The organism is Gammaproteobacteria bacterium (assembly GCA_013214945.1).
Lineage (GTDB): Bacteria > Pseudomonadota > Gammaproteobacteria > Enterobacterales > Psychrobiaceae > Psychrobium.
Genome location: JABSRT010000031.1, coordinates 20,114 through 45,360, shown reverse-complemented (window position 1 = coordinate 45,360; position 25,247 = coordinate 20,114). Strand labels below are relative to the sequence as shown.

14 protein-coding genes are annotated in these 25,247 nt (G+C 44.8%); 9 read left to right on the top strand and 5 right to left on the bottom strand.

Annotation, left to right across the window (positions count from 1 at the left end; all coding sequences use genetic code 11):
- Positions 1–3,397: tandem-95 repeat protein (locus HRU23_18415; protein NRA56118.1), on the bottom strand; the 3,397-nt coding region annotated here is incomplete at its 3' end.
- A gap of 18 nt (positions 3,398–3,415) precedes the next feature.
- A complete protein-coding gene (locus HRU23_18410; GenBank protein NRA56117.1) occupies positions 3,416–3,841 on the bottom strand; it encodes a hypothetical protein in 426 nt (141 codons plus the stop codon).
- Positions 3,842–4,008: 167 nt separating this feature from the next.
- On the opposite strand from HRU23_18410, the gene HRU23_18405 reads away from it, so the two are divergent.
- The 4 genes from HRU23_18405 to HRU23_18390 all read left to right on the top strand — a co-directional run bounded on the left by HRU23_18405 (position 4,009) and on the right by HRU23_18390 (position 17,557).
- Positions 4,009–5,604: a tail fiber domain-containing protein gene (locus tag HRU23_18405; GenBank protein ID NRA56116.1), complete on the top strand. Its 1,596-nt coding sequence runs from the start codon at positions 4,009–4,011 to the stop codon at positions 5,602–5,604.
- Positions 5,605–5,659: 55 nt separating this feature from the next.
- Positions 5,660–6,481, top strand: coding sequence for a sulfotransferase (locus HRU23_18400; GenBank protein ID NRA56115.1), 822 nt, complete (start codon positions 5,660–5,662; stop codon positions 6,479–6,481).
- Positions 6,482–6,566: 85 nt separating this feature from the next.
- Positions 6,567–16,913, top strand: coding sequence for a tandem-95 repeat protein (locus HRU23_18395; GenBank protein NRA56114.1), 10,347 nt, complete (start codon positions 6,567–6,569; stop codon positions 16,911–16,913).
- A complete protein-coding gene (locus HRU23_18390) occupies positions 16,910–17,557 on the top strand; it encodes a porin family protein (protein ID NRA56113.1) in 648 nt (215 codons plus the stop codon). The genes HRU23_18395 and HRU23_18390 overlap by 4 nt, the downstream gene beginning before the upstream one ends.
- 215 nt (positions 17,558–17,772) lie before the next feature.
- Here the strand turns inward: HRU23_18390 and HRU23_18385 are convergent, their stop codons facing one another.
- Positions 17,773–18,291 (bottom strand): DUF2062 domain-containing protein, encoded by a 519-nt coding sequence (locus HRU23_18385; GenBank protein ID NRA56112.1) that lies wholly within the window; start codon positions 18,289–18,291, stop codon positions 17,773–17,775.
- A gap of 29 nt (positions 18,292–18,320) precedes the next feature.
- On the opposite strand from HRU23_18385, the gene HRU23_18380 reads away from it, so the two are divergent.
- The 5 genes from HRU23_18380 (at position 18,321) to kdsB (ending at position 24,461) form a co-directional block, all read left to right on the top strand.
- Entirely contained in the window at positions 18,321–20,627 is a 2,307-nt protein-coding gene (locus tag HRU23_18380) for a DNA internalization-related competence protein ComEC/Rec2 (protein NRA56111.1), read from the top strand.
- A gap of 130 nt (positions 20,628–20,757) precedes the next feature.
- A complete protein-coding gene (msbA, locus tag HRU23_18375; protein NRA56110.1) occupies positions 20,758–22,515 on the top strand; it encodes a lipid A export permease/ATP-binding protein MsbA in 1,758 nt (585 codons plus the stop codon).
- Entirely contained in the window at positions 22,515–23,516 is a 1,002-nt protein-coding gene (gene lpxK, locus HRU23_18370; protein ID NRA56109.1) for a tetraacyldisaccharide 4'-kinase, read from the top strand. The genes msbA and lpxK overlap by 1 nt, the downstream gene beginning before the upstream one ends.
- Positions 23,516–23,689: a Trm112 family protein gene (locus tag HRU23_18365; GenBank protein ID NRA56108.1), complete on the top strand. Its 174-nt coding sequence runs from the start codon at positions 23,516–23,518 to the stop codon at positions 23,687–23,689. Before lpxK ends, HRU23_18365 begins: the two co-directional genes overlap by 1 nt.
- Positions 23,690–23,708: 19 nt before the next feature.
- Positions 23,709–24,461: a 3-deoxy-manno-octulosonate cytidylyltransferase gene (gene kdsB, locus HRU23_18360; GenBank protein NRA56107.1), complete on the top strand. Its 753-nt coding sequence runs from the start codon at positions 23,709–23,711 to the stop codon at positions 24,459–24,461.
- A 138-nt stretch (positions 24,462–24,599) separates the two neighbouring features.
- Here the strand turns inward: kdsB and HRU23_18355 are convergent, their stop codons facing one another.
- Together HRU23_18355 and HRU23_18350 are read right to left on the bottom strand one after the other, a co-directional pair.
- Positions 24,600–24,851 (bottom strand): GNAT family N-acetyltransferase, encoded by a 252-nt coding sequence (locus tag HRU23_18355; protein NRA56106.1) that lies wholly within the window; start codon positions 24,849–24,851, stop codon positions 24,600–24,602.
- A gap of 161 nt (positions 24,852–25,012) precedes the next feature.
- On the bottom strand, positions 25,013–25,207 hold the full coding sequence (locus tag HRU23_18350; GenBank protein ID NRA56105.1) for a hypothetical protein: 195 nt from the start codon (positions 25,205–25,207) through the stop codon (positions 25,013–25,015).
- Positions 25,208–25,247: the final 40 nt, after the last annotated feature.

Here is a 25,247-nt window from a genome sequence, read left to right as displayed (position 1 = left end):
CGATAAAGTCGAAAACACCGCCTATATTGTCTGTGCTGCCATCGGTTAATATATCATTGGGATCGAGTTGAGCACTCGCATTGTCGCTAAGTGACGCGATATTGCCTAGTTGCAAACAGCTCCCAAGCTCTCCTTCAACTAGGAACTGCTGTTGATTATCACCTGTTTGAGACAACATACTTTGAGACAATGCAGTTTGAGGCAGTATATTGCATGCGGTAATTGTATCTTGATAATCGGGAATGCCGTCACCGTCTTGATCAAAGTAACCCTCTTCGTTATCGGCAATGCCATCGCCGTCACTGTCCATTGTTGTTAGGGTAGGTAATGTATCAATTATTTTGACCGAGACAAAATCAGTGTTACTTAGCCCTTGAACATCGGTTACCGTAACGCTAACACGGTACAGACCCTTGCTTAAACTGGCAGGATCGAAGATATAAATTAGCTCATCTGACGATTGGTTAGTTAGGGAGAGGTCACTGTCGCTCCAGTCGATAACATGTTCATTGTCTGAGCTAGAATCGGGATCTGTAAACGACAAATTCACCGTTACTAAGCCATCAACTTGCGTTACGGTGAGTGTCTGAATACTGTTTTGTATTGCGCTCAGCGCAACCCTAGGAGCAATGTTTTCTTGTGAGATCAAAATCTGCTGACTAACTTTTTGACCTCGATTTAAACTGGGATCCAAAGTTATAATAATATCTTTATTGGGCTGCTCGTTCTCTGCGTTATTTTCTACATCGGTCTGACTATCGCGCAGTATATTAAAGCTTATCTCTGCTTCAGTGCCTGACTCAACAATAATATCGCCATCAGACAAATCATGATCTAAACCTGTCGTAGCACTGCCACTAACCGTATAAGGAATAGTGAGCGGATAAACTGGCGAGTGACCATTAAGCAAGACTTTAATGGTGACCCGCTCACCTTCAACCACCGTCTGATCTTTATCGAGCGATATCAGCGGACGAATATTTACCTGCTGCTCTGCACGGGCTGTGCGCCCCGCAGCATCTTTGGTTGTCCAAACGGCAACATTATTGCCGGGTTTATAAAAAGGTGTGCCATCAAGTAACACGGGTAAAGAGTTGCCCAAATAGTCAGTGGCGCTGGCAATGCCTAAATTAACTCGGGTATAAAGCGCGGTTGCATCGAACGATATTGCCTCAGGTAGACTCAGTTGAGGTGGTTCCTGTGATTCAAGTTCATTAGTGATTGGCGCATCGTTGCTATTGCTAATATTCAACGTAACAGTTGCGGCCTCGCCTAAAGCACCAAAACTGTCTGCAACCTGATAGCTAAAGCTATCACTGCCATTAAAGTTGGTCCGTGGGCTGTAATTAATTTTGCCGTCAACGACTTGTGCCTGACCGTTAGTAGGTTCATTAAGAATAACTAAAGAACCAGCATCTAACTGATCATCGACATCAATATCACTATCATTTTTTAATACATCGACCAATACAGGGCTATCTTCTTGAGATAACGCCAGATCATCATTGAGAGTTGGCAAATCGTTGACAGCATTGATAGAAATAGTGACAAGTGTACTAAGCGAGGTTGCACCCTGAAAATCAGCAACCTGATAGGTAAAGGTATCGGTGCCATTAAAATTGGCAAAGGGGGTATAAGTAATAACGCCATTGATGGTATCAACGCTGGTTTGACCATTAGTTGGTTGATTAAGTACCACAATACTAGAGGCAATTAAGAAACCCTCAGCATCGACATCATTGTCCAGAACCGCAATAACAATAGTGCCATCTTCATCAAGGCTGGCGGTATCTTCTATGGTGAGCGGGGGATTATTGATATAGGAGCCGTCTGAATTACCCTCAGACTCACTTTCAGACAACAAGGTTGCACCGTTAAGATCGAATTTTCCTAGGCTAATATCATCACTATTGACCAGTTGTTCGGTGATTTGATAACTAAACACTAAAGCTGATGTGCCACTGCCGCTGACATATTGCGCAATAATCTGTTTATTGCCAATAGTTAAGTGAAGTAAAGGTTGTCCTGTTACCGTGATATTATTAGCAAAGTTAACCGTAAAGTTAAGTACATCGCCAGTAAAATAACCGCCTGAATTTGGCATATCAACACTGACTATCTGTAATAAACTGATAAGATTAAAGGTGATTTTACTGGTGTCGCCAATATTGTTTAAGGGTAAATCATGCCAGTCACTAAACAGATAAGCACCCGTATCACTAACAAAACCACCATCGGACTCAAGTGCAACAAGTTCAATACCATTACGATCTATATCGTCTAAGGTCAAACTATAGTCAAATTTCCAGCTGGTTTGTGCGCCGCTAGCTGATGCATAATTTGCTAGTATTTCTCTTTCATTATCAAGTTTAATCCGTAACTTGGTACTGGCAGGATCTGAGGTCTGAACCGCCTGATCAAAATGCACCGTAAAGCTAATGCTATTACCGGTCACATAATCCCCAGCCACAGGCACGTCAACAGAAGTGACTTTGGGAATAATTGCTTCACCGACTAAAACCGCTGATGAATTATTACTAAGCAAGGTAACCTTAGACGTCAGGCTATTATTAACAAAATTAGTGTTTGCTACGGTTAATACATGACTGCCAACACTGTTATCTTGCGTTCCATCTAAGGTGCCGAATATGGTGGCATTATTAAGTTGAAAACTTTCGATCTTAATGCCGTCAGTATCAATATCGAAGTTGTTGATAGGGTAGTTAAAGTCAATACGGCCCTGACCGGCCGCAACAGCGTTGATAACATGAAGAGTATTATTAATATTGATTGTAAGCTGGGGCGTCCCCCCAGTTATTGCCACCGTTGAAATTCCTCTCCAGCGCAGGCTAAAAGTGAGCATATCACCGGGTAAATAAAGGTCATTATCGGGGAAATCGGCTATATTGCTATGTTCAATAAATACTGCTGAGAGATTAGCAACCTTGTCGACATTTAATTTTTCGTCACCGTTGGTTACTCCAAAGCTGCTCACTTCAAATTGATAAAAGCCATTAAAACCAATGTTGCCATCAAAATCAAAATCTTTAGCGGTCGGGGTATATGAAAATGTCACTTTATTAGCACTAATGCTTTGATATTCGGCATACGCGAGACCAGAATCGAGCGCCAAAATTAAATAAGAAGTGCTATCTTCAGCAGGGGTGTAGTTAATGCTCTCAGAAAAAGAAACCACAAACTTCAAAGAATCATTACTATTATAAGTGCCATTAGCCGGGCCACTAATGCTGGTGACAGCGGCCAAACTAGGCAAAGAAATGAATAATAAGAGGGAAAAAAAGTGAGAAATAAAGCGATTAACCAATGACACCTGATTTGTCACCGGCGTTATTAAGGATCTAGATCTGAAAAATGCGGTAAAAAACGCGATGAGCATATCTAAATCCCTTTATGATTATTTTTCTTTTGCCTTAGGCGCGATAACCTGACCTTTACTAAGACGAAAAGCACCCGACTCAATAGCCTTAAGCCCTTGTTTTGGCGCTTTTGCTAACTTGTCTCTGCCATTGTTAAGCGTTGCTTTGTATTTATCATGTTTGGCTTTTGCGAGAGCTAACACTTGATAATGATATTGGCCATCGACAAATCCGGTTTCATGGCTGAAGTTACCATTTTTATCACTCAGAATTAGTCCGTCTGCAGCATTTAACGTCACGGAATGATGATTAGCTGGTAACGCTGAAATAGTAATACCATTAGCGCCACCTGTTACCGTAGCGGCCATTGCAGGCATCGTCGGAAATAAAAAGGAAATAATAGAAAGGTGAATTATTGTCTTAAAAAAAATTACTTTTTTAAGACTGCTTTCCTTGCAATACATTAACTACTCCATTGTGTGTTTTTTCAGCGACCTAACATAATCTACACTACATGTTTTTTAAAATCAACAAGATAAAATTAGTGCGTTTAATTTAATAAAGTGTAATACTTCTGAAACGCTTGGAGCAGGCACAAAAGTTACCGAACCTAAAGGCACTGGAGTTATGGATGATGAATAAAAAGCTATTATCGGCGAGTACTGTACTTTGTGGTATTTTAGCGCTCGGTGGCATGTTAACGGTGAGTGGCCAGGCCAAAGCCGATCAACAAATACAAGATGACCTTATTGTTGACGGCAGCATCTGCGTTGGTTTGGATTGTGTCAACGGGGAAGATTTTGGTTTTGATACCCTAAGGTTAAAAGAAAATAATCTGCGAATAAGGTTTCAGGACACCAGCTCGTCAAGCTCTTTTCCAACCAGAGACTGGGAAATTACCATCAATGATTCTGTTAACGGTGGTGCAAATTATTTTGCTATTAAGGATGTAGACGCTGGTAAAGTTCCTTTTACCATACTTGCTGACGCTCCTAATAACAGTCTTTATGTGAGCTCTACTGGTCATGTCGGTTTTGGTACAACAACCCCGCTTGTTGATTTAAATGTAAAATCTGGCAATACCCCGACGTTAAGACTGGAGCAAGATGGCAGCTCAGGTTTTGCCGCACAAGCTTGGGATGTCGCGGGCAATGAAACTAACTTTTTTATCCGCGATGTTACCAATGGCAGTAAATTGCCATTTAGATTGTCACCAAATGCACCAAATTCCAGCATCCATATTGCAGCTAATGGTGATATCGGTTTTCAGACATCGACGCCAGATGGACAATTTGATGTCGCTCATAGTGCTGATGCCAACAATCATGCTTTTTTGATAGGTACAAATAGTGCTGTTGGTATAAATATTGATAATGGACAGATCCCTCAGGCTTGGTTAGATGTGCAGACTACCGGAGGTGTATCTAGGTTTGCAGTTGCATTTGATGGTAACGTTGGTATTGGTACAGTGAGTCCTACTGGGCGTTTTGATGTGAGAGATGTTGACAATACCCGATCCTATTTTAATGTAGATGCAACTGGCAATGTTGGTGTTGGCACAAATACACCTGAAGGCCGGTTTGAAATAAAAAGCACTGACGGCCTAACATCATTATTAAAGGTAGCTGAGGCAGGAGGACTAGTCGTCCCTGGCAATGATTGTACAACTGTTGATGACGTCACAACATGTACTGCAAGTGACATCGCAAGCATTACTTTAGCGAAATGGAAAATAGGAACAGTGAAACAAACCATAGGATCAGGAAGAAATGTGGTTGAAACTGGCTTTGATAATTTAGCTTTCTCATATGATGGTACCGAGGTATTAACCTTAACTCATACTGGTCTGTTGATTCAAAATGACTTATGCGAGGCTAGTGTTAATATTAATTGTGTTGCTAATATCGTATCCAGTAAATACCTGAAAAACATTTTCTCCCCGGTAGACGGCGCTGATATTCTTGACAAAGTCAGCTCACTGCCCATTTCAGTTTGGTCTTATAAAGAAGACGATGCTATTTTGCACATCGGGCCGATGGCCGAAGATTTCCATGCGACTTTTGGCTTAAATGGTGATGTCACCGACAAAATTGCGATAGTCGATGCGTTGGGGGTGGCGTTAGCGTCAATTCAGGCGTTACATAGCGAACTTAAACAAAAAGAGCTGGATATTCAGGCATTAAAACAAGATGTTGAAGAAATAAAACGACTATTGCAACAGCGCTAGTTCAACAGTCGTTAACATCGTATTCAGAATATATTGACGTCCAAAGGATAGTTTGATGCAACAGTTCCACTTTATCTCCGGGTTGCCCCGTTCAGGTTCAACCTTGTTGGCGGGGATTTTACGCCAAAATCCCGACTTTTATGCCGCGATGTCGAGCCCGGTCGCCTCTTTAGTCAATGGTTGCTTAGAGCAAATTGGTGCCAGTGGTGAGTTTTTTACTTTTTTTGATCAAGATAAGCGTAAAAATATCTGTCACGCTTTATTTAATGCCTATTATCAGGATAAAGATGACTACGCCACTATCTTTGATACCAATCGAATTTGGACCGCACGCTTACATCAGTTAGCAGAGTTATATCCTGATTTTAAAATGATTTGCTGTGTCCGAAATCCGGCTTGGGTAATGGACAGTTTTGAACGGATTTATCGTAAAAATCCTTTTGAATACAGCCGGATGTTTAATCCACAAACTCGGCAGACCGTTTATTCACGCTGTGACTCTCTGATCAACGGGGCTGGTATAGTCGGCAGTGCCTGGACCGCATTAAAAGAAGCCTATTATGGTGATTTTTCGGACAGGTTATTGTTAATTGATTATGACTTACTGGCGCAACACCCTCAGCGTACCCTTCAGTTACTTTATCAATTTATTGATGCGCCTTTATACGATGGCCATGATTTTGACAATGTACTCTATGAAGAAAATGAGTTTGATCAAACACTAGGTATTAAAGGCTTACATAGCGTTAAACGCAAAGTTGCCTTTAAGCCTCGGCGTAGTATTTTACCGCCAGATTTATTTCAAAAATACAGTGAAATGGTATTTTGGCAAGACAGCAGTGGTACCGCTGCCAGTGTGATTGCTGCAAAAACATAAGCCAGCGTATCAACGCAGCTAAGTAGTAACAAGGAAACGGTTGTTTTGGTCGAACCAAAGCACCGTGTAAGTCAAGGAGTAAGAAATGATAATGAACAAGAGTTTTCTAAACAGTATTACCGCTGCAATGTTGCCGTTAGGTCTGTTTACACCCGTTGCCCCTGCCATGGGCTATTACTCCTCTTTGAAGCCAATTATCGCAGCGCCTATGATGGTACCCACGTCGCGTAATGGTTTATCTGGCTCGCCGTCATTGCCGACAGCGCCGGTAGCAACACTCAGTGATTACGATTTTCCGCCAGCCCGGCTTTTAAGCCGCGCTACCCTGATACCACAAGTAGCAAAAAAATCAGCGAGCGAAATGCATAGCGAGCTAGAACTCGTTGCGGGTAATATTATTCGGGAATTAATCATTATTGATGCAGCCGTGCCCGATAAACATCTGTTTTACCAAAAACTTAAACCAGGGGTCGAGATTAGAGAGATTCAGTCTGACAGCAACGGTCTTGATCAATTAACAAATATTTTATCGCAATACCAAAATCTCGATGCCTTGCACCTGGTATCCCACGCCGATGATGGGGTGCTTTACTTGGGTAACAGCCAAGTCACAGAGCAACAGTTAACACAGCAAGTCGATGCGTTATCAGCCTTGGATAATGCCCTGAAAGATGGCGCCGACGTATTATTATACGGCTGTAACCTGGCTAAAGGAGATGCCGGTAAAAGCTTGCTGCAACTTATTTCCAGCGAGACTCATACCGATGTTGCCGCGTCCAATAATTTGACCGGAACAGCTCAATTGAACGGTGATTGGGAGCTGGAAATTCAGCAAGGAAATATTGAAACCCGACACCCGTTTAGTGAGCTAGCGCTAAAAGATTTTGATGATATTCTAGACTTTACCACTAGCTACAACGGTAATAATTTTTGCGATAATAATAGTAGTAGTTGTACAACGCCAGTCACTTACGGTGATTTAAGCCTGAGCGCCGAGAGCGGCAAAGTAAATGCCTTCAGCTCGAATAGCTTGTATAGCAACGATCCGACTACGACTAAATCTAAGGAGGTATTTACTTTTACCATTGGTGATACCAATGCCTTATCTAGCTTTCAGTTAGACTCCATCTCGCTTACCACCTTTACTGGCGGCGATGCCTGCGAGATTGTTATTGAAGGGTTTTATGCCGCTGATAATTCGGCAGGATCAAATATTTTTACCAAAACGGTGGGTAATAACGGCGCGGCGACAATAACGAATCTGACCGGTAAGGCATTGAACAAGTTTACTGTTACGATCTGTCCTAATGCAGAGGGAGCTTCAGGTAACCACGGTATTTCTGGTTTTACGTTATCTAATCATGTTGCAGCTTCTGCCGATACTGCTCCAACCGCCAGCGCTGTCAGTTTTTCAGGAGCGTTACAGGCCGGAGAGCAGTTAGCCGGCGCTTACACCTATTTTGATACTGACAGTGATACGCAATCCGATACTACCTTCCAGTGGTATGCGTCCGATAATGCCAGCGGCACCAACAAACTGGCCATTGTCGGTGCAACAAATCAAACGTTCACCTTAACGGCGACTCAGGTTGGTAAATATATCAGCTTTGAAGTGATTCCCGTTAATGCCAATGCCTCCGGTTCGGCGGTGACAAGTACGATAAATGAAACGGCTGTTATAGCAGGTAACACTGCACCGACCATATCTGGTGCTCCCGCCAGTGTTACCGTAACCGAAGATGAACCAAGCAACGTTAATCTTTCAGCGATGGCCTTTAGCGACGCCAATGGCGATGATCTGACGGTCACCTTGACAGCTGATGCGGGCACAATAGCTGCCGCAGGTGGCAATACCACGATTGATGGTGTCACCATTACCAATTCCGGTACAGCAACGATGACGCTGACAGGCACTGCGGCAAACATCAATACGTATTTAGATACCGTCACTAACATCCAATACACCACGGCTGCAAACGATACCACCACTCGCAATATTACGGTTAAAGCGAATGACGGAACCGCTGATTCAACCATTAGTAACATCATTGTAAATATCACTAACATTGCCGACATAACGTCAAATAGCGTTCCTGCCGATGGTACCTTTAGTGAAGGCGCTAATTTAGATTTTACCGTCACCTTTGATGAATCGGTAACCGTCACAGGCACCCCGCGCATATCCCTTGATATTGGTGGTACAACCAAATTTGCAACATACCTATCGGGCAGTCCGGGCACAACCCTGACTTTCCGTTATACCGTTGAATCAGGTCTTTCAGATGCTAATGGTATTACGGTCACTAATACCATCGATCTAAATGGCGGCACAATTATTGATACCGATGGTGGTGGCTCCGGCGCTGATCTCACTAACATTAATTTTGCCAGCACTACGGGTATTTTAATTGACAGTGTTGCTCCAAGCTTCGACGTCACTGCGTCTATCGGCAGCATCACAGCCACAGGTGCAACACTGTCAGTTGATTTAAACGAAGACGGCACCGTGGATTACGTCGTGGTTGCTGATGGCGCAGATGCTCCTACTTCAGCACAAGTAAAGGCAGGTAACAACAGTACCGGCACAGGCGCAATAACCTCTGGTAGTTTCACGACTTCCACGACCTCAGGCAGTCAAGCTTTTGCTGGTTTGGCAGGTAATACTCCATATGATATTTATGTAGCTGCTGAAGATAATGTAACGTCAACGAATCTTCAGGCCACCGCCACCAAGGTTGATTTCACAACAGCCAATACCACACCAACCATAATAGGTGCGCCAACGAGTATCACGGTAATCGAAGATGTACCGAGCAATGTTGATCTTTCGGCAATTACTTTTAGCGACGCCGATGATGACGCGCTAACGGTCACCTTAACAGTAGGTGCAGGCACCATCGCCTCTGCTGATGGCGATGACACAGTTGGTAGTGTCACAATTACCAATTCCGGCACAGCAACGATGACGCTGGCAGGCACTGCGGCTGACATCAATACGTATTTAGATACCGTCACTAACATCAAATACACCACGGCTGCAAACGATACTGACCCCGGCAACCTGGGCATAAAAGCCAACGATGGCACAATTGATTCTCCAACCAGAAACGTGACGATAAACATCACTGACATTGCAGATATAAGCTCAAATACGGTTCCCACCNATAGTACTTTTGGTANTGGCGCTAATNTAGATTTCACCGTCACCTTTGATGAAGCGGTAACCGTTACTGGCGTCCCAAGAATACTCATTACTATTGGTGGCGAAACTAAATATGCCACCTATTTTTCGGGTGATTCGACGACAACACTCACTTTCCGCTATGTCGTTGAAGCTGGCCTGACCGATGCCGATGGTATTGCTATGACGAGTTCGATAGACCCTAATGGCGGCACCATTATTGATACCGATGGCGATGGCTCGGGCGCTGATCTCACTAACATTAGCTTTGCCAGCACGACGGGTATTTTAATTGACAGTGTTGCCCCAAGCTTCGACGCCACTCCGTCTATCAGTAGTATCACTGCCACAGGTGCGACACTGTCAGTTGATTTAAACGAAGACGGCACCGTGTATTACGTAGTGGTTGCCAATGATGCAGATGCTCCTACTTCAGCACAAGTAATAGCAGGTAACGACAGTACCGGCACAGGCGCAATAACCTCGGGTAGTTTCACAACTTCCACTACCACCGGCAGTCAAGATTTTGCTGGTTTAGCAGGTAATACTCCATATGATATTTATGTGGTTGCTCAAGATAATGCAATGTCAGCGAATGTTCAGGCCACCGCCACCAAGGTTGATTTCACAACAGCCAATACCACACCAACCATAATAGGTGCCCCGACGAGTATCACGGTAATCGAAGATGTACCGAGCAATGTTGATCTTTCGGAAATTACTTTTAGCGACGCCGATGATGACGCGCTAACGGTCACCCTAACAGTAGGTGCAGGCACCATCGCCTCTGCTGATGGCGATGACACAGTTGGTAGTGTCACAATTGCCAATTCGGGTTCAACAGCCATGACGCTGACAGGCACTGCGGCTGACATAAATATTTACTTGGATACAGCAAGTAACATCAAATACATCACAGCTGCAAACGATACGGTCTCCGGCAACCTGACCATAAAAGCCAACGATGGCACAATTGATTCTTCAATCAGCAACGTGACGATAAACATCACTGACATTGCAGATATAAGCTCAAATACGGTTCCCACCTATAGTACTTTTGGTAGTGGCGCTAATCTAGATTTCACCGTCACCTTTGATGAAGCGGTAACCGTTACTGGCGTCCCAAGAATACTCATTACTATTGGTGGCGAAACTAAATATGCCACCTATTTTTCGGGTGATTCGACGACAACACTCACTTTCCGCTATGTCGTTGAAGCTGGCCTGACCGATGCCGATGGTATTGCTATGACGAGTTCGATAGACCCTAATGGCGGCACCATTATTGATACCGATGGTGATGGCTCGGGCGCTGATCTCACTAACATTAGCTTTACCAGCACTACGGGTGTGATAGTGGATGCATTGGCTCCAACGATCACCAATGTAACTATTCCCAACTCAGCCCACAAAGTGGGCGATGCCGTTACTGTTTCTATTGCGGCCGGTGAAGCCGGCCTTACCCTAGTGTCAGGTTCGGTCAATGGTGTCGGTGTTACTAGTTTTACTGACCTTACTGGAGGTAATTACTCGGCAACCTATACCATTTTTGATGGTGGCACTGATGTCGCCCCAGCCAGTAATGTCGCCGTTAGCTTCACCCTTACGGACAGCAGTGGCAATACCAGCAGCGCATTTAGCACGACGATTAACCAAGTTAGCGATGCGATTTATGCCAATCTGCCGGATATCAATTTAACCAGCAGCAGCGGCACTATTGCCGAAGATGGTGGCAGTGCAACTCTTACCGGAACTATTAGTGGTAGCCTTAATAATCAGTGGCCATCCACTATTACGGTCAATTTAGCCTATACCGGTACCGCAACGCCAGACACCGATTTCAGTAAATCTGACAGTTTTATTATTTCAGCGCTCAGCAACTCCGGCAATACCACGGTGACAGGCGTTGCTGATACTCACTATGATGCCGCTTCAGCAGAAAGCATCATTGTTAATATCGATAGCCTGTCACTAGGTAATGTAGGCACACCCAATCCGCAAACAATTAATATCACCGATGCTGAATCTGCGCCGAGGGTCACGCTGACAACAAGTAACGCCAGCATTGCAGAAAATGGTGGCACATCGAGCATTACCGCCGCATTAAGCAACCCCACTTATGCTGATGTTAGTGTAAACTTAACCTATAGAGGCTCAGCGGCCACCGATGGCAGTGATTACGCTACGCCCAGCAGTTCAATCATTATCAGCGCGTTAGGTCTTAATAATACAGCGGCAACAGGTATTACTGCGGTGGATGATGCCACCGCAGATGGCGACTTGAGCATATTGATTGAGGTTGACTCAGTCAGCGGTGGTAGCGCAACTGAAAACGCTGTCCAGCAACAAACAGTGACCATTACCGATAACGATGACCTTACGCCACCTGCTTTAACGGGCAGCACCCCTGGCCATAACGCCGTTAATGTCGCGATTAGTAATCCGGTGATTGGCTTAACCTTCGACAAGAATGTTGAGGCAGGAACGGGCAACATCAGTCTGATCCGGTTAAGTGATAGTAGTATTGTTCAGGCGCTGGCCGTTGATGGCTCTGATGTCACTCTGGTCAATGGGGATATTATCGCTAACTTTAGCATTACCCTGTTACCACAGGAACAATACGGTGTAAGAATCGACAATACGGCGGTCACCGACATGGCCGGCAATGCTTATGCGGGATTAGTTGAAACGGAACTCAGTTTTACTACGTTTAATACGGGGCCTGTTTCAGGTGATGATGTCGCCACTGTCGATGAAGACGCCAGTGTGCTGATAGATGTGCTGGCAAATGACAGCGACAGCGAAGGTTTGTTACAACCATCGAGCACCACTGTGGTAATTGCGCCGCTGAACGGTCAGACCAGTATTAATACTGCTAACGGCGTTATTACCTACACCCCGAATACCCACTATAACGGCAGTGATTCCTTTACCTATACAGTGGCCGATCAGTCGGGCGCAGTATCAGCGCTTGCGTCCGTGACTATTATCGTTAATGGTATTAATGATTTACCGACAGCGGTTAATGATTTAGTGATCACGACCGAAGATACCGATGTTAGATTCAGTATTTTGGATAATGACAGCGATATCGATGCCAGTGGCAATTTGGCGGTTAATACTATTGATCCAGCCAGTGTTAGCATAATTACGCCACCAGATTTTGGCGAATTAATTGTGGTGACCAGTACCATGGTTCTTGATGATTCGAGTTTAAGCGAAGGGCAGGTTATCTATAACCCTAATGCTAACTTTAACGGCAGCGACAGTTTTACCTATACGGTAACTGATACCCTGAGCGGCGTCAGTAATATCGCGACCGCCACCATTAGTGTTACCGGAACCAATGATACGCCAGTGGCTGTTGATGATACGGCGCAAACAGATGAAGACAGCGCGGTGGTTATCGACGTTCTGGGTAACGACAGTGACATAGAAGAAGGACTCGACAGCACCAGTATTGTTGAGGTAAGCGCACCACTGCATGGCGCGATCACGATTAACGCGGTCACCGGGGCGATTACCTATACACCGGAGCCAAATTTTCATGGTAGTGACAGTTTCAGCTACAGCGTGATGGATATTGACAATGCGACCTCCAATGCTGCGACGGTTTCTCTGATCATTAACAGCATTAATGATGCACCGGTCGCCGTCGACAATACCGTGGTGTTGTTTGAAGACACGACCAACCTGATTAATGCCCTAGGCAATGACAGCGATGTTGATACGGCTCTGGACAGCGGTCATATGATCGACCCGACTACTGTGGTGATTGTGGGCCAACCGACTTCGGGGCTGGTTAGTGTCAATAGTGTCAGCGGTGAAATAAGCTATATCCCGGCCGAGAACTTCAACGGCAGCGACAGCTTCACCTACACCGTTAAAGACAGTGCTAACTTGGTTTCGAACATCGCTACCATCAATTTAACCATCACTCCAGTTAATGATTTGCCGCTGGCCAATAATGATGCCGCCAGCCTGGATGAAGACAGCAGCGTTATTATCGATCTGCTGAGCAATGATCAGGACATCGATGGCAGCCTCGACCAGTCCAGCCTGAAGATTACACACAATGGCATTGCGTGCACCAGTTCACCATGTCAGCTAGGTTTTGGTACTGTGGTTGATAATCTTGATGGCACAGTGACCTATACGCCAAACGCCAACTATGTCGGCGGTGATGGCTTTAGCTATAGCATTGATGATAATGAGGCGGGCCGCTCGAATTCAGCCAGCGTGAGCATAAGTGTCAGCAATGTTAATGATGCGCCTGTTTTTGATAGTATATCGGTGACCAGCGCCACTGAGGACACGCTATATAGTTACAGCATCAGTGCCTCAGATATTGACCAAGATGGCGGACAGATCAGTGACAGCTTAAGCTTCTCGGTTACCGGCTTGCCGGACTGGCTGAACTTAACAGACAACGGAAATAACAGCGCCAGCCTTGCTGGTACGCCGCTCAATAACGACGTCGGCGAGCACAATATTGAGTTGATGGTGACCGATAGCAACAATGTGAGTGAGCTGCAAAGTTTCACAATTACAGTGACCAATACCAACGATAGCCCGATCATCGCTGATATCGGCGATAACACCGCCGCAGAGGATGGTGAATTTAGCTATACCCTCGACAGCGCTTTATTTAGCGATGTCGACAGTGGTGATAATCTGACTGTGACCGTCGAAGGTTTACCAACATGGCTGAGTTTTGACAGCGATACACTGACCTTCACCGGCATCCCGAGCAATGATGATGTTGGTGATGTCTCCCTGACGGTCAGCGTCACAGACGGTATCAGCGATCGGGTCAGCCAATTATTTACCTTAACCGTGGCTAATCAAAACGATGCGCCGCTGGCAGTAAACGACGCGGTTAGCCGCAATAATTGGCTAGCGGTCGATATTAATGTCTTGGCCAATGATATTGATGTCGATGGTGACAACTTAATCATTCTCGCGGCCAGTGTCGGATCTGGTTCGGTTACTTGGACAGATACGCTGCTAACATATACCCCGGTTGATGGCTTTACCGGCTCTGCGGTGATCGAATATCGGATTAGTGACAATAACGGCGGTGTCGATTCTGCGCTGGTCCATGTCGATATCGAAGTTCCCGACAATTTCTTTCCTGTGATTAGTGTGCCGGAAGATATCGAGGTAAATGCAAACGCACTGGCAACCCGGGTTGACTTAGGCGTGGCCACTGCGGTAGACCGCGCAGGCATTGCACTGCCTGTGTCATTGGTCGATGGCACGACTTTCTTCCAGCCAGGGGCAACCACTGCATACTGGCAGGCAACTGATAGTGAAGGTTTAACCTCAATAGCCAGCCAGCTGGTTAAGGTTAACCCGCTGGTATCGCTAGATAAAGATCAAACAGCGCTTGAAGGATATGCGGTGACTGTCGATATTCACCTGAACGGTCTGGCCCCGGTTTACCCGTTATCGATACCTTATACGGTAAGCGGCAGTGCAGAGCCGGGAGTTGATCATGATCTGCTCGACGGTGAAGTCGTAATCGAGTCGGGGACTGAGGGATCCATTCGTTTTAATGTGCTAAGTGATGGCGTGTCTGACAATCAAGAAACCGTGGTTATTGAACTCAGCGAGCTGATTAATCTTGGCAGCAACTCGGTTCATACCCTGACTATCAGCGAACAGAACATCGCACCAGCAGTCGAACTAACGGTTAGCCAGGCGGAAAGCGAACGTTTTTCGGTCAATCTTGAAGATGGTACTGTGGTAGTTGAAGCGCTGGTTATCCATCCCGATTCGGCGAATCAATATAGCTATCAGTGGTCCAATGCGGAGCAGTTATTAATAGATTCGGATAATATTGATGCCAGCTTTAGTTTTGACCCCGCAGGGTTAGCGATAGGGGTGTATCATCTCGAGTTGCTGGTAACGGATCTCGACGAGCCGACATTCACTGGTTTTGAACAGGTCACTATTTTGCTTGAGCAAAGCCCGACAATTCTGACGCAAAATGACTCCGATGCCGATGGTATTCCCGATAATGTCGAAGGCTTAAGTGATAGTGATAGTGATGGTATTCCTGACTATCTCGATGCGATTTCTGAGTGTAATGTTATTCCGGGATCATTAGATTCATCGAAGGATTTTCTGGTGGAAGGTGAACCTGGTGTCTGTCTGCGATTAGGAGATTTGGCGTTGACAGGGACCTCCGGCGGCACCCTGATTATTGACGGTGTAACTGCCGATCCTGATGCCAGTATTACCGGCGGGGTCTTTGACTTCATCGCCTATGAACTGCCGGAAGCTGGGCAAACGTATAAGATTGTATTACCTCAGTTACAGCCAATTCCGGCTAACCCAATATATCGCAAGACCAATAGCGATGGTCTGTGGGAGAACTTTGTCGAAACGAGTACAGATCAACTATGGTCGATTGCTGGTGAGCCGGGGTATTGTCCACCACCTGGTGATGATGGCTGGGAACAAGGATTAGTGGAAGGTTACTGGTGCGTTCAGCTGACTATAAAAGATGGTGGCGACAATGATGCCGATGGTCTGGCCAATAATACCATCGTCGATCCGGGCGGCGTGGCGGTTGCTGCTAGCAGCAATAATCAACCCGTTGCTAAGGACGACGTTGCTCAAACCAGCTTAAATACGCCATTAACCTTAGATGTATTGGCCAATGACACTGACGTTGATGGTAATGCGTTGGTGATAAACTCGGCTAATGCTGTCTTTGGCAGCGTCAGCATTGTCGATAACCAATTATATTATGAACCAACGTCCGGATTCTTTGGTGTCGACACCATAGTGTATGGCATTTCAGATGGCCAAGGGGGCTCGAACTCAGCGACATTGATAATGACTGTGGTACCCAATCAGGTGCCGGTTGTCGTTAATGATATTGCCAACACTGTCTCGGGTAAGAATCTGATAATAGAAGTGCTGGTAAATGACAGCGATCCGGAAGGTGACAATATTGAGGTCGTAAATGCCAGCGCCGAAAATGGCTTAGTCAGCATTAATGTCGATAATAGCCTGAGCTATGTATCAGATATTGGCTTTACCGGCACTGACACCATCAGTTATAGCATTCGGGATGCGCTTGGCGCCGAGGCCTCTGGGCTGGTTACCGTAACCGTAGCCACTTCAATGGTGAAGCTCAAAAACTCAGGTGGAGGGGCACTAACCTGGTTGTTACTGATTGCTTTTAGTCTGTTTATTTATCGCGGGGTCACTAATATGTTAAAGGGAATTCGTCAATGATCAATACAAAACACGTTTGCACTCTATTGGCGTTAATTGCCGTGTCATCAACGGCACAGGCTCAGGGCGGCGACGGCTCGAACTGGTATCTGACCGGCGTGATGGGCGCTGTATCCGGTAGCCGATCTGCGGGTAATATACGTCGTGATCTGGAAAATAGCGGAATCACGGCGACAGAGCTCAGTATTGATGACAATCGAACTGGCTGGACATTAAATATCGGTTATGAGGTAACAGAAAACCTTGCAGTTGAAGCCGGTTATATCGATATGGGCGATGTCAGTCTAACGCTAAATACCATGGTGACCGATGTTGATTTGTTTATCAACCAGGTTAAAAATGTTCATCCAAACTCGGCCGATGGTGTCACGCTGGCCGGGGTTTATCGTTACCATATTAACGACAAAATTTCGCTGTCGGGACGGCTCGGATTATTTCGCTGGGATGGTGATTTTGATGCGATTGCAATAGATAGCGGTGAAAAACTCGGCTCTGACGATAGCAGTGGTACTGATATGTTTTATGGCGTGGGCGGTGGCTTTAAAATGACAGATAAGCTGACTATTACCATCCAATGGCAACATTTTAAACTGGAGAAAGAAAGCTTACGGATGTTGTCAATCGGTGCTCGATACAGGTTTTAGAACACTCTGTTTTATAGTGCTTTTCTTTTCTATATTTGATACTCGGGTTATTGCAATTTGGCTTTATCATCGGTTTAGACTTAGCTCTCGTGACACTGAGGGATTTGCAGTAAGCTGAACTAAATCCCCCTGTTTCTATACTCTCAGCATCTTAATAATTTTTTCTTCGAGCTATAATATCAATGCTTTATAAGCTAGCCACTGACTAGTTACGGTTATTTTTTATGACGCAGACGACTGGCGTGCCATTTTGATGTTACGGAATAACGCCACAGTGCTCGGATTGAGGCATAACCTAGCAAGCTAGAAAAAATAGCGCAAATAAAGCAACCGACAATAAAGGCGGGGCCTATCGTCGTCAGACTTTCCATTAACCAAGACAAAGAAATTTCGAACGAAAATTCCTGTTGTTCAACCTGTAAAACAGAGGCACCAATTAGATAGGCACCATAAAACATCGGCGGCATTGTGAAGGGATTGCTAATCCAGACTAAAATTACTGATAGCGGTAAATTAACCCGAAAAAATACCGCGGCAAAGGCGGCCAATAGCATTTGCATCGGCACTGGCATCCAAGCACAAAATAGGCCAACCGCGAATGCGCCTGCGGCACTGCGGCGAGTCAGGTGCCACAGATTGGCATCATGGAGGTTCTCACCGAGATGACGCAGATGTTTATGCTCTTTTATTTTTTGAGGGTCGGGCATAAAACGTTTTAATGTTTTTCTTGGCATATACTTCTTCTAAATAACGTTGAGAGCTTATGGAACGCAGATTAATTGGCATCATATTAGGCATTGCATCGAGTCTGGTGTGGCCACATGTGCCCAGTCTCGCGACGCTCTTAATACTAGGCGCAGCTGGACTTTTATTGGCCAAATCTCAACCACTGCTCTCTAGTGTGTTGATTGGCATTAGTTATTGTGCTGCGCTAATTAATATGCAATTTAATGACATACAATATTTAAAACTGCAAAACTCTAGCATAATTGGCACCATCATTTCACTACCTGAGCAACGAAAATTTAACAACCGATTCTTTTTTAAGCTTTCAGAGATTAATACCCCCCATATTACACGTAAAAGTGCTGCATTATTACTGGTTTATTGGCCTGGCTCGCATCAATTAATGCAAGGTCAGCAATTAAAATTAACTATCGATATTCGCCCTGTTCACGGTTTGGCCAATCAAGGCGGTTTTAATTATCAAAAATGGCTGCTATCTCAAGGTATTGTTGCAACTGCCCGCGTCAGTAATGGCGTAATTATTAACCCAAAGTCACAAATTCGTGCCAGCTTAGTCGTTGAGCTTACACGTCAAGTGACGGATTTAAGCCATGGTCATTTGATCCGTGCCTTAGCGTTAGCTGATAAATCTGGCTTTAGCCGCCCTGATTGGCAATTACTGACAGCAACAGGAACTAGCCATTTATTTGCAATTTCAGGTTTACATTTAGCGATAGTATTTGGCCTCAGCTTTAGTCTGATGCGCTTGGCATTAAGCTGGAGTAGGGCGCTGACATATCATCAGCGGTTGGTGGTGATGACGATAAGTGCACTGTTAGTGGCGTTTTGTTACAGCTACCTGGCGGGTTTTAGCCTGCCGACGGTGCGGGCGCTAGTGATGTTATCGGTATTATCGGTTGTTGGTTTATTAGGACAACGAATGTCGTTGGTGCAGTTATTCATTTACAGCTTGGCCACAATTTTAGTGTTTGATCCGTTATCTGTGTTAGCTCTGGGTTTTTGGTTGTCGTTTGGCGCGGTATTCTTTTTGATGATATTGGTGTTTATTGTGATAAAACCAATACCAACAACAAAGAGTCGTTTTCATCGTTTTGGTCATAAAGTAGTGGCGTTAGCACAAATGCAGTTATGGTTATTTGGTGCGATGTGTGGTTTGCAATTGGTATTTTTCGCTGGGTTTTCTTGGGTTGCGCCGCTGGCCAATTTGGTGGCAGTACCAGCAATTAGTTTACTAGTGTTGCCCGTGATTATCTTGGGTTTGCTGGTATTGATACTATTACCTGAATTTGCCCTAGCGGGATTTTTGTTTGAAATTGCCGATAACTTACTTGAGCTGGTGTTTAAATATCTTGGTTGGTTAGCGAATTGGCCTGATGCTTGGGTTGCCAGCAGTAAAATACAATATTGGTTGTTTTTTATTGTATTGTTAGCAGTGTTGCTTAACTTAACGTTAATCAATACCCCGCGTTGGCGAATTGGTGCGGCGTTGGCTTCGTTATTGCTGACCAGTGGCGCGGTGACATTATGGCCGACACAGCAACCTGCGTGGTCGGTTCATTTTCTTGATGTCGGCCAAGGCAATGCGGCAGTGGTTATTCGAAATGGTCGAGCAATAGTGTTAGACACCGGAAAATCTCGAACTAGCAGCATCAGTAACTTGGTGATTTTACCTTTTTTGCAACACCAGGCTATTAATCAACTAGACTATGTCATTTTAAGTCATCAAGATAACGACCATGCGGGCGGCTGGCGAGAATTAATTAGTCATTTCCCTGCGGCTAAAATTATTAGTAACTGGCCCAATAAACCGCGCCAACAGGGAGTCACTCATTGCGCGAAATTGCAAAATAAACCACTGTTATGGCAAGGCTTAACATTATCTTTTGTGATGGCACCGCCAAGGTTGGCACGCAATGAGAACGATCGTTCTTGTGTTACCAAGGTCGCCGACAACGCGCATGCAGTTCTGTTTCCTGGGGACATTAGCCGAAAAATAGAAAATTATTTACAGCTTCAATCGGCTCAGCGCTGGCAAAGCGACATTTTGGTGGTGCCACATCATGGCAGCAAAACCTCCTCTAGTTTGGCATTTATTAACTTTATTGCGCCACAAATTGCGGTGGTAAGCGCGGGGCGGTTTAATCAATGGAATTTCCCAAAACCTGAGGTACTAGAACACTATAATCGAGCAGGTGTGAAAATGGTTAATACCGCGACAGATGGCCAAATTTCTGTCTTTTTTTATAGCGATGGTTCTTATGAACTTAAGCGTTATCGCACTGAAATTTCACCTTTTTGGTATAACAAGTACCGTAGCGAGTAATGCTTGGCATCATAGTGGCGTAAATAATCATCAAGAAAGGTTTATTCTAAGAGCTTGGCTAAGTTTCATTTGGTCATTGTCCTTGATGGCGCTAGAATAGAGGCGATTTTATTTGACGAGCCAATTTTATATGCCCGATGTTGCAACAATTCATTATAAAGACGTATTTTATCGCCTAATCAGTTATTTTAAAGCGTATAAAGCGGTATTAGCCGTCTCAGTTTTTGCATTGATAATCTACGGCGCAATCGATGCCGCAATGATTAAGCTGATCCAGCCGTTGATCGATAGTGGCTTTAGCAGTGCCGATGGTAGTATGTTAAAAATGGGTGCTGGCATTATTGTCGCACTTTTTCTCGTTCGTGGTTTGGCAAGTTTTGTCTCGGGATTCGGTCTCGCTTGGGTTAGCAACCATATTATTCAAAAAATGCGCCAGCAGTTATTTGATAAAATGCTGCAACTGCCCGTACGGTATTTTGACAAAAATAGTACCGGCAGTCTTATCTCGAAAATAACGTATGATACCGAGCAGGTGGCGCTAGCTACCTCGCAGGTTTTGGTGACCTTAATTCGTGAAGGCGTTACTATCCTCGGTTTATTGGCGTTAATGTTTTATGAAAGCTGGCAGTTATCTTTAGTGTTTTTCCTAATTGGCCCGCTGATCGGCATCGTAATTTCGGTGGTTTCTAAGCGGTTTAGGATTATCAGTCGCTCAATTCAAAATGCGATGGGCCAAGTGACCACATCAACCGAACAAATGCTTAAAGCGCAAAAGATTATCCTGGCTTTTTCTGGTGAAGAAAAAGAAGCGGCGCGCTTTGGTCAAATCAATAAAAACAATCGCCAACAGGCAATGAAGTTAGTGGTGGCAAAGGTAGCAAGTACGCCTTTAATTCAGTTTATTGGTTCGTTCGCCATCGCAATTGTGTTGTACATTGCCAGTTATGACCAAATGCGAGATACCTTATCCGCTGGGTCTTTCATTGCGATAGTGACGGCAATGGGCTCACTGATGCGCCCATTAAAACAGATTTCTAAAGTTAATGGTGACCTGCAGCGTGGTTTGACCGCCTGTGCCAGTGTCTTTGCATTGCTGGATCAAGAATCAGAACGCGACACTGGCACGGTTAATTTAGCACGCGCCAGTGGTGCACTTGAAATTAATAACCTGAGTTTTACTTACGATGGTCAAGAACAACCCGCGTTAAGCAATATTAATTTGTCGATTAAAGCAGGCCAAACTATTGCGTTGGTTGGGCGTTCTGGTAGCGGTAAATCGACCTTGGCTGATTTATTGATGCGTTTTTATGATTATCAAACTGGTCAAATACGCTTAGACAGCCAAGATCTTGGCCAATATCCATTATCTGTGTTGCGGCAACAGTTTGCATTGGTATCGCAGCAAGTGGTGCTATTTGATGACACCATCGCGAATAACATTAGTTATGGCGCGGTTGGTGCCGTAAGCCGTGAACAAATTGAAGCGGCTGCTGAGGCTGCCCATGTTGATGAGTTTGCGAAAAATATGCCATTAGGGCTTGATAGTCCGGTTGGCGAAAATGGTACCAACCTTTCTGGTGGCCAACGTCAACGTATTGCGATAGCAAGGGCCATTTTACGCGATGCGCCTATTCTTATTTTAGACGAAGCAACTTCAGCACTTGATACTGAATCGGAACGAGCTATTCAAAGTGCTTTAACGCGCTTACTTGACAATAAAACCTCAATTATCATTGCCCATCGTTTATCAACCATTGAACACGCCGATTGCATTGTGGTGATGGATCAAGGCCGGATTATAGAGCAGGGTTCACATCAGCAATTATTAGCTAAAGGCGGGGCGTATAGCCTATTACACAACATGCAATTTAGTGTGGAACAAGATTAATGAAGGCATTTATTGAACGGGCTTGGCAGCAAGGTCATGCTGTTATGTGGTTGTTGAGTCCTTTAACATTGCTCTATTGGTTAGTCACCGCTTTTCGACGCTCAGCATATCGCTGCGGCCTATTTCGCAGTGTTAACCTGCCAATTCCCGTCATTGTCGTGGGTAATATTACTGTCGGTGGCAACGGTAAAACGCCAGTGGTTATTTGGCTGGCGAAGTTACTGGCCAAACAAGGCAAGCGAGTTGGCATTATTAGTCGTGGTTATGGCGGCAGTGCGACCGAGGCAACTTTGGTTCAATCAACAACGCCGGTAACGATAACGGGTGATGAGCCTAAATTGATTGTCGCCAATACTGGCTGCTTAATGGCGATTGGCAGTGACCGTATTGCTGCAGCGCAATTAATAATTGCCCAAGCTAAGGCCGACGGTACGCCGTTAGATATTATTATTAGCGACGATGGTTTACAGCATTACCGGTTGCAACGAGATGTTGAAATTGCGGTTGTTGATGGCATGCGACGTTTTGGTAATGGCAAGTTATTACCGATGGGTCCGCTTCGTGAGCCTACAACACGCTTAAACTCGGTCGATGTCGTTATTTGCAACGGTGGTCAGCCTCTGGCTAACGAAGAGAGCTTAGCCTTGGTACCCGGTGCTGCGGTTCAACTATCGACAGGGCAAACAATGAGCGGCAGCTATTTTGAACAACAAGAAGTGATAGCGATGGCAGGCATTGGTCATCCGCCGCGTTTCTTTGAGACCTTGAGCAAGCTTAATATCGCCACTGTTCAACAAATTGGCTTTGCCGATCATCAAGCCTATACGCCTTCACAGCTAGCCGCACTTACCACGGGTTCTCAGTGTTTGTTGATGACCGAAAAAGACGCAGTAAAGTGTCAGGATTTTGCCCAAGATAATTGGTATTATCTACCGGTAACGGCCGAGGTCACGTTAGGTGCAACTGAAAAAATATTTAATAAATTAAAGGAAAGAGATTAATGGCATTTGATATAAAATTATTAGAAATAATTGCCTGCCCGGTGTGCAAAGGTAAACTCGATTTTAATCGTGATGACAACGTATTAATCTGTCAGGCCGATAAATTAGTTTATCCAATTAGCGATTCAATTCCGGTCTTGTTGGAAGAGCAAGCGACCCCACTACAGCAATAGTAGTGAATAAGGAGTAAGTATGTCATTTAGTGTGATTATTCCGGCTCGTTACCAGTCGAGTCGACTACCGGGAAAACCGCTGCTAGATATTGGCGGCAAACCAATGATCCAGTGGGTCTACGAACGAGCGCTTGAGGCTGGTGCCGAGCGGGTTATTGTCGCGACTGACGATCAGCGCATTGCTGACGTTGTCACCGCTTTTGGCGGTCAATATTGCCTAACTGGCAGTAACCATGAGTCGGGCACCGAGCGCCTTGGTGAAGTGATTGAGACTTTGGGTCTTGATTCTGATCATATCGTGGTTAATGTTCAAGGCGATGAGCCGATGATCCCCTTTGGCAATATTGCGCAAGTTGCGGCTTTATTGACCGACAACCCTGATGTGCCAATGGCAACATTAGCAGTACCAATTGACGAAAACCTCGATATTGATAATCCTAACGCGGTTAAAGTCGTGTGTAATAAACTGGGTCATGCTTTGTATTTTAGCCGAGCAGCTATTCCGTTTGACCGAGATGGCTTTCATCGTGGCAGCCCTGAAAAACTACGTAAAAATTACTTACGACATATCGGGATTTACGCCTACCGTGCCGGTTTTATTCGTCAGTACTTAACCATGGAACCCTCGCCACTGGAGCAAATTGAATCTTTGGAGCAATTACGGGTTTTATACCACGGTGAAAAAATTGCAGTAGGTGTCGCAGAGCAAGCGCCACCAGCAGGGGTCGATACTCAAGCAGATCTTGAACGAATTAGAATGCACTTTAATTAATTCAGGCCTACATTTTGTTTAGTGTTGCTAAGAGTTGTTTAGTACGGTTTAAATCATTTTAAACAAAACAGCACTGATTAAATGAATATTGTACGACAGCGTTATCGTCATTAATTTGATAACACTGTCGTCATTATTTTAGTCATTGACACAGCGCATTAGCGTTACTCCGCCAACGTTAGTCGAAAAGCCATATTCAGCATAAAACTCAGTCATTTCCGGCAAACAATACAACTCAAACTGTTTTACCTTCACCAAACGTGGGTGTTGCTTTATTAGCTCGATTAATTGTTTACCTAAGCCTTTACCGCGCTGACTATCGCAAACGATAACATCAAAAATAACCGCTTTATCAATAACCTGAGTACCGGATAAGCGAGTTTGCCCAATAACGCTATTTTAGCGCCTATCTGCGTTGTTTTTACTCCCAATAGCCAGCTATTACTTCGTGAAAACGCCTTGATATCCACTAAAATCGTGTCACTGGAAGTTAATTATATATGTATAATCTTAGTTTCAAGCTGCTACAAAACTCTTATCCAGAACTCCGGTTAAATAAAATCGGTGATCACGCGGGTAAAACCTACCATTTTTTTATCATCATCAATCAAACCGATAGATATTTGCGAGCCGTCGATACAGGCTTTAGTGTCTTGTAAACTGCGTTGATTGGCCCACCAAACTTGTTGGTATAGCTGATGTACTTGTTCGACCTGAGCATCTGAGAATTGATATATTACTAACATGCTTTACCTAAGGTTATTACAATAAATTGATAAAAAAAGG

Excerpts from the sequence above, each read along its gene's own strand:
- HRU23_18410 (NRA56117.1), bottom strand. The coding sequence starts at position 3,841 with ATGTATTGCAAGGAAAGCAGTCTTAAAAAAGTAATTTTTTTTAAGACA.
- HRU23_18405 (NRA56116.1), top strand. The coding sequence starts at position 4,009 with ATGATGAATAAAAAGCTATTATCGGCGAGTACTGTACTTTGTGGTATT.
- HRU23_18400 (NRA56115.1), top strand. The coding sequence starts at position 5,660 with ATGCAACAGTTCCACTTTATCTCCGGGTTGCCCCGTTCAGGTTCAACC.
- HRU23_18390 (NRA56113.1), top strand. The coding sequence starts at position 16,910 with ATGATCAATACAAAACACGTTTGCACTCTATTGGCGTTAATTGCCGTG.
- HRU23_18385 (NRA56112.1), bottom strand. The coding sequence starts at position 18,291 with ATGCCAAGAAAAACATTAAAACGTTTTATGCCCGACCCTCAAAAAATA.
- HRU23_18380 (NRA56111.1), top strand. The coding sequence starts at position 18,321 with ATGGAACGCAGATTAATTGGCATCATATTAGGCATTGCATCGAGTCTG.
- msbA (NRA56110.1), top strand. The coding sequence starts at position 20,758 with ATGCCCGATGTTGCAACAATTCATTATAAAGACGTATTTTATCGCCTA.
- lpxK (NRA56109.1), top strand. The coding sequence starts at position 22,515 with ATGAAGGCATTTATTGAACGGGCTTGGCAGCAAGGTCATGCTGTTATG.
- HRU23_18365 (NRA56108.1), top strand. The coding sequence starts at position 23,516 with ATGGCATTTGATATAAAATTATTAGAAATAATTGCCTGCCCGGTGTGC.
- kdsB (NRA56107.1), top strand. The coding sequence starts at position 23,709 with ATGTCATTTAGTGTGATTATTCCGGCTCGTTACCAGTCGAGTCGACTA.
- HRU23_18350 (NRA56105.1), bottom strand. The coding sequence starts at position 25,207 with ATGTTAGTAATATATCAATTCTCAGATGCTCAGGTCGAACAAGTACAT.